The following is a 14,261-nucleotide window of genomic DNA, read 5'->3' as shown; positions in this document are numbered from 1 at the left end:
GCCGCCGAACGACGCCTACAGGTCGCTTTTTTCTCCTTGGCTTATTTGTTGCGCGCGAACCGCTTGACAAGCGGGTCAGCGGTGCCGCATGTCCCTTTCGTTGGTGTCGGCGACAGCCGATGAAAAGGGAATGCGTCAACGGTTCATCCGCCAAGCGCAGCCGCCCCCGCGACCGTGACCGGAGAGGATGCCCAATGCCACTGGCCTGTGCCGGGAAGGCGGGACATCCGACAGAGCGACCGCTCTGGCATCCGCAAGCCGGGAGACCTGCCAACACCCGAAGTTGAAACCGGGCGGGGTGTTCCGGTGTCGGGTCCATGTGCAGACGTGGTGCCCGCATGAAACCCCGTCCCCCGCGAAGAGGATTTGGGGGGATGAGAGACATGACCGAGAACGCACCGGTAGAGCTACTGGTCTGCACGACTTGCCGCCGGGGTCTGCCCGTCGAGGATGACGCTGAGCGACCCGGCACATTGTTGCACAAGGCCCTGGAACAGGCTGTCCTGCCGGATGGTATCACTCTGAAACCGGTCGAATGCCTTTCGAACTGCGATCAGGGCTGTTCCATCGTTCTTCGGGGCGGGCCGGATCGCTGGACCTTTGTTTACGAGAATCTGAACGAAATCGATCACGTCGATGTCATCATCGATGGCGCGACTAAGTATCTGGCCACAGGCGATGGTCTGGTGAAATGGCGCGACCGTCCTGAACATTTCCGCAAAAATTGCGCCTCGCGCATTCCCCCGATTGGAGCCTGAGATCATGTCGAACCTTGAAAAACTCCCCGTCACTGTGATCACCGGCTTTCTGGGCTCGGGCAAAACCACGCTGGTGCGCCATCTGATGCAGAACCCGCAGGGCAAGCGCCTTGCGATTGTTGTTAACGAGTTTGGCGATGTGGGTGTTGATGGCGACATCCTGAAGTCCTGCGCGATTCCGGAATGCCCTGCGGAAAACATCATGGAACTGGCAAACGGCTGCATCTGCTGCACCGTGGCCGATGATTTCATCCCGACCATCGAGGCGCTGATGGCGCTGGAACCGCGCCCGGATCACATTTTGATCGAAACATCCGGCCTTGCACTGCCCAAACCGCTGCTGAAAGCGTTTGATTGGCCTGATATCCGTTCGAAGATCACCGTTGATGGCGTTATTGCGCTGGCCGATGCCGAGGCCGTGGCCGCCGGTCGCTTTGCTCCGAACGTTGAAGCGGTGGATGCCCAACGGCTGGCTGATGACTCGATCAACCACGAAACACCCTTGTCCGAGGTGTTCGAGGATCAGATCTCGTGCGCGGATATCATCCTGCTGACCAAGCCCGATCTGGCAGGTCCCGAAGGTGTCGCGAAAGCTAAACAGATCATCGCCGCTGAGGCGCCGCGCCCGCTTCCCGTCGTCGAGGTTGCCGAGGGTGTCGTCGACGTTCGTGTCGTGCTTGGCCTTGAGGCTGCCGCCGAAGATGACATGGACGCGCGCCCGTCACATCACGATGGCCATCACGATCATGAGCATGACGATTTCGAAAGCATCATCGTCGAGTTGCCGGAACAGACCGACCCGGCGGAACTGGTTGCCAGGATTGAACGTCTGGCAACTGAGCTGAATATCCTGCGCGTCAAAGGCTATGCCGCCGTCACTGGCAAACCGATGCGCCTGCTGGTTCAGGCTGTCGGCGTACGGGTTCGTCACCAATACGACCGCCCGTGGGAGCCCGGTGAAGAGCGCCGCTCGCGCCTGGTCGTCATTGCCGAACATGACGACATCAAAGAGGCTGAGATCCGTGATATCCTAGTGGGTGTGACCGAGGTTGCCGAGTAAGTCATGCACGTCGTCTTTCGCGAAAGCCACGGGCTCGAGGAAACCGAGACCCCAACCGATCTGGGCCAAAGCCCGGCTGATCTGGTTGTACTGTCCTTTTCCGACAGTGACCTGGGCGCTTTCGCGGCGGGCTGGCATCGCGGCGGCGGACCTGAGGGGCGGATGCCAACCTTGCGACTGGCCAATCTTGCAGCATTGAAACACCCACTGTCCGTCGACACCTATGTTGAACAGACACTTGAAGGCGCAAAGGGCATCCTGATCCGTCTGATCGGTGGCGTGCCCTATTGGTCTTACGGGTTGCAACAGGTTCTGGCACTGGCACAGGCCAAAGGCATCGCGCTGGCCGTTTTACCGGCGGATGGGCGCGAAGACACTCGGTTGGATGAGTATTCGACCCTGCCCCTCTCGACCCTGCGGCGGCTGGCACATCTGTGTGATACCGGCGGAGAAGTCGCCGCGCAGGCCGCATTGGCACAGATGGCGTTAGCAGCAGGGCTTTATGCCGGCCCGGTGATGGGCGCGAAAACCCTGCCCGAATGCGGTGCGTGGTGCCCGGAACAGGGTGTCATCCCGGTGGATTGCGCGTTCGTGAACGATGCTAAACGCATTCTCGTAACCTTCTACCGCGCTTATCTGACATCAGCAGACACAGCCCCGGTCGCGGCCCTGATCCGCAGCCTGCGCGCCCGCGGGCTCCAGGCGGTGGGTTTGTTCGCCCCGTCGCTCAAGGCCCCGGCCGCTGCCAACTGGCTCAGGGAACAGGTCGTTGCCCTGAGACCATCGGCCATCATCAACGCCACTTCATTCTCGGGAAAGGGCGCGTCTGGCACGTCGCCTTTGGACGCGGCGGATGTGCCGGTGTTTCAGGTCGCCCTCGCCACCTCGCGACGCAAGGCTTGGGCCGAGGCCGAACGCGGCCTGTCGCCTGCCGACCTCGCCATGCATGTGGTATTACCCGAAGTGGACGGGCGAATATCAGCAGGCATTGCCTCCTTCAAAGAGCCGGGCAAGCGCGATCCGCATCTGGAATACTCGCGTTTTGCGCATCGGGCCGAGCCGGACCGGATCGAGGCGATCATCGACCGGGTATCGGGCTGGCTCGCCCTGAATGACAAACCCAAGGCAGACCAGATCCCCGCGTTGGTACTGTCCACATATCCAGGCAAAGACTGGCAGATGGCCCATGCGGTCGGTCTCGACGCGTTGGCCTCAGCCGAAGCGATGCTGTCTGATCTTCACGGTGAAGGCTACGACATCACGGCTGCCGAACCGATTGCCGACACACTCTTGGACGCCCGGGTATCGTGGCCGCTTGAGGATTATCTGAGTGCACTCGCTGAATTGCCCGAGACCCTGCGCACCGATCTGCACACCGTATGGGGCGATCCCGAGCAAGACCCAATTTTCGCTCATGACGCGTTTCAATTCACTGCTTTGCGACGCGGCAAGGCACTGGTCGCACTGCAACCAGAACGCGGAACACCCGAGCTGCGCGATGACGACTATCACGACCTTTCGCGCACCCCGCGCCATAGCTATGTCGCCTTCTATTTGTGGCTGCGCAAAGGTCTTGGAGCGGATGCGCTGATCCATATCGGTGCGCATGGCACGCTGGAATGGCTGCCCGGCAAATCAGTCGCCCTATCGGCAAACTGCTGGCCCGAGGCACTGATCCGTGACCTGCCGGTGATCTACCCGTTCATCGTCAACGACCCGGGCGAGGCCGCGCAGGCCAAACGCCGGATCGGCGCGGTGACACTGGGCCATATTCCACCGCCGATGAAAGAAAGCGGAACGCCTGACCGGATGGTGCGGCTGGAAGCCCTGCTGGACGAATTTTCAAACGCGGACGGCCTTGACCCCAGACGCCGTAACCGGTTGCAGGAAGATATCCGGGATGAGGCGCAAGCCATTGGGCTGGAGAACGATCTGGGTCTGGATCAGGCCACCAGCACCGCCGAAGCAATCACGCGCATTGACCGCTTTGTCTGCGATATCAAAGAAAGTCAGTTTGGCGACGGGCTGCACGTCTATGGGCGTGTCCCGGACGTGACCGGCAGTTTCGACCCTGCCCCATCCGCCCATGCCGAGCGCAATGCTCTGATCAATGCGCTGGCCGGTAAGAGGATCGAGGCTGGCCCGTCCGGCTCGCCCTATCGGGGCCGCCTTGACGTGCTGCCGACCGGGCGAAACCTTTACACCACCGATCCGCGATCTGTGCCCACCCGCGCAGCTTACACGCAAGGCGTGAAACTGGCCGAGGAACTGGTACGGCGGCACTTGCAGGAGGAAGGTGATTACCCGAAAGGGCTGATTGTCGATCTGTGGGGATCGGCCACCATGCGCACTGCGGGCGAAGAATTCGCCATGGCCCTGCACCTGCTGGGTGTAAAGCCGGTTTGGGACAAGGGATCCGAGCGGGTTTCGGGTATCGAAGTTTTACCCATCACCGACCTGAGCCGCCCGCGTCTGGACGTCACCCTGCGGGTTTCGGGCTTGTTTCGCGATGTGTTCCCCACATTGTCAGCCCTTTATGGTCAGGCGGTTCGGGCATTGTCAGAGCGTGACGAAGCGACCGACTGGAACCCCTATGCCGGTCACGCCCCGGCTACGCGGGTGTTTGGCCCGGCACCCGGCAGTTACGGCCTGAACATGACCCATCTGTCCGAGACCTATACGGACGAGGCGCGCGCCCAAGCCGGGGAGGCATGGCTTGAGGCCAGCTCGTACGCGCTGGAAGGTGAACACATCGCGCAGGACAAAGCGGGGATCACGAATCGTGTCGCCAATGCCGACAGTTTTGTTCACCTCCAGGATCTGACGGAAACTGACCTGCTGCTGGCCAACGACTATGCCACGCATGAAGCCGGTTTTGCCGCCGCCAAAAAGGTCGCTGGGGGCACCGCTCAGCTTTACCATTTGGACAACACCAACCCAGATAATCCGCGCGCCCGGACTCTGCCGGAAGAAATCAGCCGCGTCGTTCATGCCCGCGCTGCCAACCCCGGCTGGATTGCGGGGATGCAGCGCCATGGTTTTCGCGGCGCCGCCGAGATTGCTGCGACGCTGGATCACATGGCCTCTTTCGCGCATCTGTCCGGCACTGTCGCTCCGCATCTTTTTGATCTCTATCACGAAGCCACATTGGGTAATGAGGCCGTTGATACCTTTCTGCAAGAGACCAACCCGAAGGCCCATCAGGCCATGCAAGACAGGTTCCGTGCATTGCTGGAAGCGGGGCTTTGGAACACGCGCCGGAATTCGATCCGGGCCGATTTGGAAGGTTTGAGATGAGTGCACCTATCGTTCAAGGCTGGTGTCCCGGCGCGCATCGCCCGATGATGTCAGGCGACGGGCTGGTCGTGCGGGTCCGTCCGCGTCTGGCGCGACTGAATGCCAGGCAGGCTATTGGCTTGTGCGAACTGGCTGAACAGTTTGGCAACGGCACCATTGACCTGACCAATCGTGCCAACCTGCAGCTGCGCGGTGTGGATGAGCGCGACCACCAGCCGTTGCTTGTGGAGCTTGCGGCGCTGGACTTGCTTGATGCGGAACCCGGCATCGAAGTACGCCGCAATATTCTGGTCACTCCGCTCTATCAGGCGGGCGATTTGACCGCGCGGCTGACACAGGAATTGATCGATCGACTGGCGGAACTGCCTGCTCTGCCCGCTAAGTTCGGTTTTGCCATAGATACAGGCCCGACGCGCCTGTTGGCCTCGGATTCCGCAGATATTCGTCTGGAACTGGGTGCTGACGGTCTGATCCTGCGCGCCGACGGCTGCAAAACCGGGCGGTGTGTGGCCGAAGGCGACGCCATCGACCACGTGATCGCGCTGGCCCGTTGGTTTGCCCAGACCTATACGGCCGAGACACGCCGCATGGCGCGGGTCGCCCACGCGCTGCCACAGGATTGGCAGGGATTTGCCCCCGGTCCTATCGGTGAAAAACTGCAACCCGGCCCCTGTGAACTGGGTTCTCTCTACGGCGCGGCATTCGGCTCGCTGCCTGCGCGCAAGCTTTGTGAACTGGTTGAAGCCAGCGGCGCTTCTGCCCTGCGTGTCACCCCGTGGCGGCTGATCCTGCTGGAAGGCGGGGCGGCGATACCCTCCCCGGATTTCGTCATGGACGGAGCCGATCCGATGATGACAACCGACGCCTGCCCCGGCGCGCCGTTCTGCCCGCAAGCGCAGGTGGAAACCCGCGACATCGCCCGTGCATTGGCTCGGCGCATTCACGGTCGTCTGCATGTCTCGGGCTGCGCCAAGGGGTGCGCCCATATGGGCCCGGCCGAGATCACAGTGGTCGGCAACAACGGGCGATTTGATCTTGTCAAACAGGGCCGCGCAGGGGATGAGCCCTGCCAACGCGGCCTCGCCTCCGAAACACTCATGACCATGGACTTCACCTGATGCCCTACACTTACGAAACTGATGGCGCGGCGATCTACAAGGAAAGCTTTGCCACCATCCGGTCCGAGGCTGATCTGACCCGCTTTGATGCCGATGAAGAGCAGGTCGCCGTTCGGATGATCCACGCCGCCGGCATGGTCGGGCTGGAGGAGTTTGTACATTTCTCACCCGGATTTGTGCAGGCCGCACGCACGGCGCTGGAAAACGGCGCGGCGATCCTGTGTGACGCGCGCATGGTCAGCGAAGGTGTGACCCGCTTCCGTCTGCCTGCCGACAACCAGGTGATCTGCACCCTCCATGACGAACGCGTGCGCCCTCTGGCCACCAAGATGAGCAACACCCGTTCTGCCGCTGCGCTGGAATTCTGGCGTCCGCATCTGGAAGGTGCTCTGGTCGCCATTGGAAACGCGCCCACCGCGCTGTTTCACTTGCTGAACATGCTGGAAGACCCGGATTGCCCGCGCCCTGCTGCGATCATCGGCTGCCCGGTCGGATTTGTCGGAGCGGTGGAATCCAAAGACGCGTTGTGGCAGGCGCAACCCGTCCCCTCCTGCATTGTCAAAGGCCGTCTGGGTGGCAGCGCCATCACCGTTGCAGCCATCAACGCCATCGCAAGCCGGGCGGAATGAAAATGGGTACCATATACGGCGTGGGCCTTGGCCCCGGTGACCCTGATCTGATGAGTGTCCGGGCCGATCGCCTTCTACGCAACGCCAAACACGTGGCATTCTTTCGCAAACCGGGTCGCAGCGGTCAGGCCCGCAAAATCGTCAACGGGATGATCCCCGAAGGCGCGATTGAATTCCCGATGGAATACCCGGTGACCACCGAAATCCCGGTCACTGATCCGCGTTATAACGAGTTGCTGGCCGCGTTCTATGAAGAGTGCACAGCACACCTGAAGACGCTGTCGGAACAGGGTGAGGATGTGGTGGTATTGTGTGAGGGCGATCCGTTTTTCTACGGCTCGTTCATGCATCTTTACAATCGGTTGCGTGACGAAGCTCCGGTCGAGGTTGTACCAGCCATCACCGGTATGTCCGGTGCATGGACGGCCACCGGCGATCCGATCACCTGGGGGGATGATGTGCTGACCGTTCTGGTCGGCACCCTGCCCGAGGAGGTTCTGGCTGAACGCATGGCGAAGACAGATGCTTTGGTCGTGATGAAGATCGGGCGGAACATCGACAAGGTGAAACGCGCACTGAAAACCTCCGGGTTGTACGACCGCGCATGGATTGTCGAATACGCGCAAATGCCGAACCAGACGGTGACAAAACTGTCTGAGGCCTGCGAGAAGATCACCCCGTATTTCTCGATCATCGTTGTTCATGGTCAAGGGCGCCGACCATGAGCGGCTGGGTCAAGATCGCAGGCCTTGGTCCGGGGGACGAAGCGCTGGTCACCCCCGAAGTTACAGCGGCTTTGGCCGACGCCACTGATGTGGTGGGCTATATCCCTTATGTGGCCCGCGTGGCCGACCGCCCCGGCCTGACCCTGCACGCCAGTGACAACCGGGTTGAAATCGACCGCTCGCAACACGCGCTGCAAATGGCCGCCGACGGCAGGCGGGTGGTTGTTGTGTCCTCGGGCGATCCCGGTGTGTTTGCTATGGCTGCAGCTGTGTTCGAAGCGTTGGAGAATGGCCCAACAGAATGGCGTGACATTCAGATAGATGTGCTGCCGGGGATCACCGCGATGCTGGCCGCATCTGCCCGCGCAGGCGCTCCGATGGGGCATGATTTTTGCGCCATCAACCTTAGCGACAACCTAAAGCCTTGGTCGCTGATCGAAAAACGCCTGCGCTTAGCTGCGCAAGCCGATTTTTCGATGGCCTTCTATAATCCCCGCTCGAAATCCCGCCCGGAAGGCTTTGTAAAGACACTGGAAATCCTACGCGAAGAATGCGAGCCCGAGCGGGTGATCCTGTTTGCGCGCGCCGTGTCACGAGCGGATGAGGTGATCCGGGTTTCTACTCTGGCCGAGGCCACGCCCGAGATGGCGGATATGCAGACCGTGGTTATTGTCGGTTCGTCGCGCACCCGAGTCATCGAACGCAAAGGCACGCCGATCGTCTATACGCCACGCTTCACCCCGGTCGAGGATCAGGGATGAGACACCCAGTCCAGAACCTGTGTGACAGCCGAAAGCTCGGTCCGCTTAGGCAGAACAGGGCGCTCGATCATAAGCACTGGCAGGCCCAGCGCCCGCGCTGCGTCCAGCTTGGCGCGCGCGCCCGAGCCGCCCGCATTCTTGGACACCACAAGTTGCGTCCTATGTTGCTGCATCAGTGCGCGGTCATCGGCTTCTGCAAAAGGACCCCGGGCCACGACAATCTGCGCCAGAGGCAAGGGCACGCTGTCGGGTTCGTCCACCAGACGCAGCAGGTAGTGGTGCTGGGGCTGGGCAGCAAAGTCTTCAAGATGCATACGTCCGACAGCCAGGAACACACGCTGAGGATCACCTGCAAGCGCATCGACGGCGGCAGGGATATCGGGCACGCGGTGCCAGACATCGCCGGGTTGCGGCTTCCACGCCGCGCGGGTCAAGGCGGCCAGTGGAACCTGAGTTGTGTGACACGCCTCAATCGCGTTCCGGCTCATCTGCGCCGCAAATGGATGGGTCGCATCCACGACATGGGTGATCGCGTTTTCACGGATGTAGTGGGCCAGACCTTCCGGGCCTCCAAACCCGCCAACTCGCACCGGCAACGGCTGCGGACGCGGGGTTTCCACCCGTCCCGCATAAGAATACACAGCCGTAATCCCTTGTTCCGCAACAGCTTTGGCCAAAGCGTTGGCCTCGGTCGTGCCGCCAAGAATCAGGAGGTTGGGCATGTCTGAGTCTCCGTGGCTGACCGTTTTGGGATTGGGCGAAGATGGGCTTGATGGCCTGTCGCCTGCAAGCCGTCAAGTGCTGGACCGGGCCGAAGTGATCATGGGGCCGCCTCGTCACCTGTCGCTGCTGCCGGAAAACGAGGCTGAGCGAGTCGAATGGCCGGTGCCGTTCTCGGACGGATTGCCGATCCTGAAAGGCCTGCGCGGACGGCAGACGGTGGTTCTGGCGTCAGGTGATCCGTTCTGGTTTGGCGCGGGGTCCGTCATCGCGCGTAACTTCGATGCCAACGAGTGGACCGCCCTGACCGGCCAGTCCACGTTTTCGCTGGCCGCCGCGCGGCTGGGCTGGCCTTTGGAAAGCACGCCGACGTTCGGCCTGCACGCTGCGCCTTTGACCCGATTGCGGCCGCATCTGGCCCCGGATCTTCATGCCATTGTGCTTTTGCGTGACGGCAAGGCGGTTGCTGAACTGGCGACATATCTGAGCGAAACCGGTTTTGCCGACAGCGCGTTGCATGTGATGCAGGCCCTCGGCGGCCCGCGGGAAAGCATCCAGACAGTGAGCCTGACCGAAGCTCTGCTGGGAACCTTCGATCATCCTGTCTGCGTCGGGCTGGAAGTGACCGGCACTGGGCGGGGACTTTCCAAGGCCTCGGGTAAGCCGGATGATCTTTTTGAAACCGACGGCCAGATCACCAAACGCCCGATCCGGGCACTGACCTTGTCCGCACTGGCACCGCAGCGGGGCGAACATCTGTGGGACATTGGCGGTGGCACCGGCTCGATCAGTATTGAATGGCTGATGTGCGACCCGACCCTGACAGCCACCAGTATCGAACCCCGCGCCGACAGGGCCGAACGCATTCGCCGCAATGCCGACGCGCTGGGGCAGGATCGGTTACAGGTTGTCCACGGCACAGCACCCGAAGCGCTGGCCGGTTTGCCCCTTCCGGATGTGGTTTTCATCGGCGGTGGGCTAAGCGCCAGCCTGCTGGCGTGGCTTCGCGACGCCCTGCCCGCTGGCACCCGGATGATCGCCAACGCGGTAACTCTGGAAAGCGAAGCCCTGTTGGCGCGATGGCACCAAGATCTGGGCGGAGACCTGTTGCGGATCGAACTGGCTCATTCTGCACCCCTCGGACCGCGGCGCGGCTGGAAATCTGCCTATCCGGTTGTCCAGTGGAGCGTGACGTTATGATCGTGGCAGGCTTGGGCTTTTCATCCGACGCGACGGCAGACAGTTTGCGCGCCGCCTATGACGCGGCAGCGGCCAGCCATGATGTCCAAGCTCTGGCGACGGTCGCTGACAAAAACGGCCACTCTGCGCTGGTGGCCTTTGCGGAAAGCCTTGCTCTTCCGCTGCACTTCGTGGCGGCTGCCGATTTGGCCGGACAACGCACCCTGACATGCTCGAACCGCAGCCGTGCCGCTTATGGCACCGGCAGCGTTGCCGAAGCATCGGCCCTTGCCGCCGCCGGGTCCGGCGCGCGACTGCTTTCACCCAGACATATTTCGGACGACCGGCTGGCCACCTGCGCCATCGCCATCGGAGGACAAACATGACCGTTCATTTCATCGGCGCCGGACCGGGCGCTGCAGACCTGTTGACATTGCGTGGGCGCGACATCATCGCCTCGTGCCCCGTGTGCCTTTATGCCGGGTCGCTGGTGCCAGCGGAAATTCTGAGCCACTGCCCCAAAGACGCAAAAATCATCAACACTGCGCCCATGGATCTGGACCAGATCATGGCCGAGATCGAAGTCGCGCATAAAGCGGGTCAGGATGTGGCGCGGCTGCATTCGGGCGATTTGTCAGTCTGGTCGGCGATGGGCGAACAGATCCGCCGCCTGAAAGACTTGGGCATTCCGGTCAGTGTGACCCCTGGCGTACCATCCTTTGCCGCCGCGGCAGCGGCCCTGGGCACCGAACTGACCCTGCCGGGACTAGCGCAGTCGGTGGTTCTGACCAGAACGCCGGGGCGCGCGTCATCCATGCCCGAAGGTGAAACCCTGGTTAATTTTGCCCGTACCGGCGCGACACTGGCCATTCATCTGTCAATCGGCAATCTGGACAAGGTTATTGCAGACCTGACCCCGGCTTATGGCCCGGACTGCCCGGTGGCCGTTGTGTATCGCGCAAGCTGGCCGGATGAACAGATCATCCGCGCAACGCTGGAAACTCTGAAAGGGTCGCTGGATGAAAGCATCTCGCGCACGGCTTTGATCATGGTCGGCCCTGCGCTGGCCGGTGAGGGTTTTGACGAAAGCTGTCTTTATTCCAGAGATTACGACCGCCGCTATCGCCCGCAAAGTACCGACAGCCCTTGGTCAAGCTGGAGCCATGGTGATGACTAACCCTCCGGGTATTCTGATTTCAGCACCCTCTTCGGGTACTGGCAAGACGACGGTCATGCTGGGCCTTTTGCGCGCGCTGGCCGAAGACGGCCTGACCGTGCAACCCTTTAAAAGCGGGCCGGATTATATCGATCCCGCCTTTCACCGGGCAGCTGCCGGGCGGGCTTCGTTCAATCTGGACAGCTGGGCGATGGCAGATCCCCTGCTCAGTGCAATTTCTGCTCAGGCCGAAGGCGCTGACATTGTGGTGGCCGAGGGTTCGATGGGTTTGTTCGACGGTGTCGCAAAGCCTGGCGAAGTTGGGCACGGTTCGAGCGCCGAGACCGCCCTGCGCATGGGCTGGTCCGTTGTGCTTGTGCTGGATGTGGGCGGGCAGGCACAATCAGCGGCGGCAACGGCGCTGGGGTTCAGGATGTACAATCCCGATCTGCCCTTTGCCGGAGTGATCCTGAACCGATGCGCCAGCCCCCGCCACGAACGCCTGACCCGTCTGGGAATGGAGCGCGCGGGCCTGCCTGTTCTGGGCGTGCTGCCCCGCCGTGGTGATTTGACCCTGCCAGAGCGGCATCTGGGACTTATTCAGGCGGTCGAACACCCCGATCTGGAAAGCGCCATTGTAGGCTATGCTGCGTTTTTACGAGAACATGTGGACCTTGACGCAATCAAGCGGGCAGCTTCCTCAGGCCCCAGCGGACCTTCGTCAGCCGCACTGCCGCGGCCCCCGGCCCAGCGGATCGCGCTGGCCCGTGATGCCGCCTTTTCCTTTACCTATCCCCACCTTTTGCAAGGGTGGCACGATGCGGGTGCCGAGATCTTGCCTTTTTCACCCTTGGCAGACGAACCTCCGGCGGCGGATGCCGATCTGGTCTGGTTGCCCGGCGGGTATCCCGAATTGCACGCCGGAACATTGGCAGCGGCCACCACCTTTCTGAGTGGTTTGCGTAAACACGCGGAAACAAAACCGGTGCACGGAGAATGCGGCGGCTACATGGCGCTTGGTCAGGCGCTGATCGACAAGGACGGCGTGCACCATGAAATGGCTGGTTTGCTGGGCCTTGTCACATCTTATCAGAAGCGCAAGTTCAACCTTGGTTACAGAAAGGCCGCCCTTCTGGCCCCTATGCCCGGCTTTGCCAAAGGATCGGCATTGCGCGGACACGAGTTCCATTATTCCTCGATCGTGGACCAACCGGACGCCCCATTGGCACGCGTGTTTGACGCCGAAGGGGAAGAAGGCCCGCAAACCGGATCACTGCGTGGCAATGTCACTGGCACGTTCTTTCACCTGATTGCGGAGGCGTCGGCATGAGTGGCTTTGTCTCTTTCATCGGCTCTGGCCCCGGAGATCCGGAACTGCTGACGCTCAAGGCGGTGGACCGGATGCAAAAGGCCGACGCGATCTTGTTCGACGATCTCAGCAGCGGCCCGATCCTGAGCCATGCGCGCCACGATGCGGATCTGGTTGGTGTCGGAAAGCGGGCCGGTCGTCCGTCACCCAAGCAGGACCATGTCAGCCGGTTGCTGGTGGATTACGCGCAATCCGGTCAGCATGTGGTGCGCCTGAAATCCGGCGACGGCGGTATGTTCGGACGGCTTGAGGAAGAGCTTGTCGCCCTGCGCGCAGCCGGTATCGCCTATGAGATCATTCCCGGCGTCCCCTCAGCAGTGGCAGCGGCAGCGGCTGCAGGCATTCCATTGACGCGCAGGCTTACGGCCCGACGGGTTCAGTTCGTGACCGGCCATGACGTCAGTGGTGAATTGCCCAACGACCTGAACCTCAAGGCGCTGGCCGATCCACAGGCCACCACCGTCGTTTTCATGGGCAAACGCACCTTCCCCTTGCTCGTCGAAGCCCTGCACACTCAAGGATTGCCGTTGGATACTCCTGCGCTTATGGCCGAATCCGTCTCAACCCCCGACCAAAAACTGCAACGCGCTACGATTGGCGCGCTGGCGGAACAGCTGAAAACCGAGATCAGCAAAGCACCGGCGCTGATCCTTTACGGCCCGTTGGCGGAGTTCGACGATGATTGATTTGAGCTTGATCGGCATCGGCACCGGCAATCCGGATCATGTCACGTTTCAGGGTGCGCAGGCGATCCGGGCGGCAGATTTGATCCTGATTCCACGCAAAGGGGAAAACAAGGCTGATCTGGCCGGGCTACGTGAAGCGATCATTGAGCGTGTCGCCGAAACGCCGCCACAGATCGCCTATTTCGATATTCCCCAGCGCCGGGCCGACGATGGCTACCTGCGCGGTGTCGATGAATGGCACGACGCCATCGCCCTGCGCTGGCAAGCGGCCATTGCCGCTCATCCAGAGGCGCAGCATGTCGCGTTGCTGATCTGGGGGGATCCGTCCCTCTATGACAGCTCATTGCGTATCGCTGCCCGGTTGAACCCGCAACCCGATACCAAGGTTATCCCCGGCATCACCGCGTTGCAGGCGCTGACCGCTGCCCATGTGATTCCCATCAATGATCTGGGCGCGCCCTACGTTGTCACAACCGGTCGTCGTATCCGGGACGAAGGCTGGCCCGATGCGGCCTCGAACGTCGCGGTGATGCTGGATGGCGAATGCTCGTTCCAAACCCTTGATTTGGCAGATTATGACATCTGGTGGGGCGCCTATGTGGGTATGAAAGAAGAGGTTCTGATCAGTGGCCCGCTGGATGAAGTCGCGCAGAACATCCTTGAGACCCGGGCGAAGGCCCGCGCCGAACATGGCTGGATCATGGATATCTACCTGTTAAAGACGCGCCGGAAAAACCGCACGGGCACATGAACACGGGTTTGTGATGTCGCGGGACGGTAAGGTCTGGCACACAGGTTGCACC

The 14,261-nt window shown here is 61.5% G+C and carries 14 protein-coding genes and 1 riboswitch; of the genes, 13 read left to right on the top strand and 1 reads right to left on the bottom strand.

What is annotated here, in order from left to right:
* The first annotated feature begins 84 nt into the window (after positions 1-84).
* Positions 85-289: riboswitch (cobalamin riboswitch) on the top strand.
* Positions 290-383: 94 nt separating this feature from the next.
* Genes ACR0JI_RS00320 through cobJ form a run of 7 tightly spaced genes read left to right on the top strand, consistent with a single transcriptional unit; the run spans position 384 to position 8,348 of the window.
* Entirely contained in the window at positions 384-758 is a 375-nt protein-coding gene (locus tag ACR0JI_RS00320; RefSeq protein ID WP_480473491.1) for a DUF1636 family protein, read from the top strand.
* A gap of 4 nt (positions 759-762) precedes the next feature.
* Positions 763-1,818 (top strand): cobalamin biosynthesis protein CobW, encoded by a 1,056-nt coding sequence (gene cobW, locus ACR0JI_RS00315; protein ID WP_480473492.1) that lies wholly within the window; start codon positions 763-765, stop codon positions 1,816-1,818.
* Positions 1,819-1,821: 3 nt separating this feature from the next.
* Entirely contained in the window at positions 1,822-5,115 is a 3,294-nt protein-coding gene (gene cobN, locus ACR0JI_RS00310; protein WP_480492897.1) for a cobaltochelatase subunit CobN, read from the top strand.
* On the top strand, positions 5,112-6,233 hold the full coding sequence (locus ACR0JI_RS00305; protein WP_480492896.1) for a cobalamin biosynthesis protein CobG: 1,122 nt from the start codon (positions 5,112-5,114) through the stop codon (positions 6,231-6,233). The genes cobN and ACR0JI_RS00305 overlap by 4 nt, the downstream gene beginning before the upstream one ends.
* Positions 6,233-6,862 carry a precorrin-8X methylmutase gene (locus tag ACR0JI_RS00300; RefSeq protein ID WP_480492895.1) on the top strand — a complete coding sequence of 210 codons (630 nt, stop codon included), beginning with the start codon at positions 6,233-6,235 and terminating at the stop codon, positions 6,860-6,862. Before ACR0JI_RS00305 ends, ACR0JI_RS00300 begins: the two co-directional genes overlap by 1 nt.
* Positions 6,859-7,587 (top strand): precorrin-2 C(20)-methyltransferase, encoded by a 729-nt coding sequence (locus ACR0JI_RS00295; RefSeq protein WP_480473500.1) that lies wholly within the window; start codon positions 6,859-6,861, stop codon positions 7,585-7,587. Before ACR0JI_RS00300 ends, ACR0JI_RS00295 begins: the two co-directional genes overlap by 4 nt.
* The gene (gene cobJ, locus ACR0JI_RS00290) at positions 7,584-8,348 is read left to right on the top strand and encodes a precorrin-3B C(17)-methyltransferase (protein WP_480473502.1); all 765 of its coding nucleotides are present in this window, start codon (positions 7,584-7,586) and stop codon (positions 8,346-8,348) included. Before ACR0JI_RS00295 ends, cobJ begins: the two co-directional genes overlap by 4 nt.
* On the opposite strand, the gene ACR0JI_RS00285 is transcribed toward cobJ, so the two are convergent.
* On the bottom strand, positions 8,339-9,070 hold the full coding sequence (locus ACR0JI_RS00285) for a cobalt-precorrin-6A reductase (protein WP_480473504.1): 732 nt from the start codon (positions 9,068-9,070) through the stop codon (positions 8,339-8,341). The two genes, cobJ and ACR0JI_RS00285, sit on opposite strands and share 10 nt — an antisense overlap.
* On the opposite strand from ACR0JI_RS00285, the gene cbiE reads away from it, so the two are divergent.
* The 6 genes from cbiE to cobF are packed head-to-tail and all read left to right on the top strand — an operon-like array spanning position 9,069 to position 14,209.
* Positions 9,069-10,268 (top strand): precorrin-6y C5,15-methyltransferase (decarboxylating) subunit CbiE, encoded by a 1,200-nt coding sequence (cbiE, locus tag ACR0JI_RS00280; RefSeq protein ID WP_480473506.1) that lies wholly within the window; start codon positions 9,069-9,071, stop codon positions 10,266-10,268. The genes ACR0JI_RS00285 and cbiE overlap by 2 nt on opposite strands.
* Positions 10,265-10,633: a cobalamin biosynthesis protein gene (locus ACR0JI_RS00275; protein WP_480476793.1), complete on the top strand. Its 369-nt coding sequence runs from the start codon at positions 10,265-10,267 to the stop codon at positions 10,631-10,633. The genes cbiE and ACR0JI_RS00275 overlap by 4 nt, the downstream gene beginning before the upstream one ends.
* Entirely contained in the window at positions 10,630-11,424 is a 795-nt protein-coding gene (cobM, locus tag ACR0JI_RS00270; protein ID WP_480473508.1) for a precorrin-4 C(11)-methyltransferase, read from the top strand. The genes ACR0JI_RS00275 and cobM overlap by 4 nt, the downstream gene beginning before the upstream one ends.
* A complete protein-coding gene (locus tag ACR0JI_RS00265; RefSeq protein ID WP_480473509.1) occupies positions 11,411-12,733 on the top strand; it encodes a cobyrinic acid a,c-diamide synthase CobB in 1,323 nt (440 codons plus the stop codon). Before cobM ends, ACR0JI_RS00265 begins: the two co-directional genes overlap by 14 nt.
* Positions 12,730-13,458 (top strand): uroporphyrinogen-III C-methyltransferase, encoded by a 729-nt coding sequence (gene cobA / locus ACR0JI_RS00260; protein ID WP_480492893.1) that lies wholly within the window; start codon positions 12,730-12,732, stop codon positions 13,456-13,458. Before ACR0JI_RS00265 ends, cobA begins: the two co-directional genes overlap by 4 nt.
* Positions 13,451-14,209 carry a precorrin-6A synthase (deacetylating) gene (gene cobF, locus ACR0JI_RS00255; RefSeq protein WP_480492891.1) on the top strand — a complete coding sequence of 253 codons (759 nt, stop codon included), beginning with the start codon at positions 13,451-13,453 and terminating at the stop codon, positions 14,207-14,209. Before cobA ends, cobF begins: the two co-directional genes overlap by 8 nt.
* Positions 14,210-14,261: the final 52 nt, after the last annotated feature.

Source organism: Ruegeria sp. N10 (assembly GCF_056531545.1).
The sequence above is the reverse complement of the archived record's forward strand: the minus strand, read 5'-3'. Positions and strand labels throughout refer to the sequence as shown.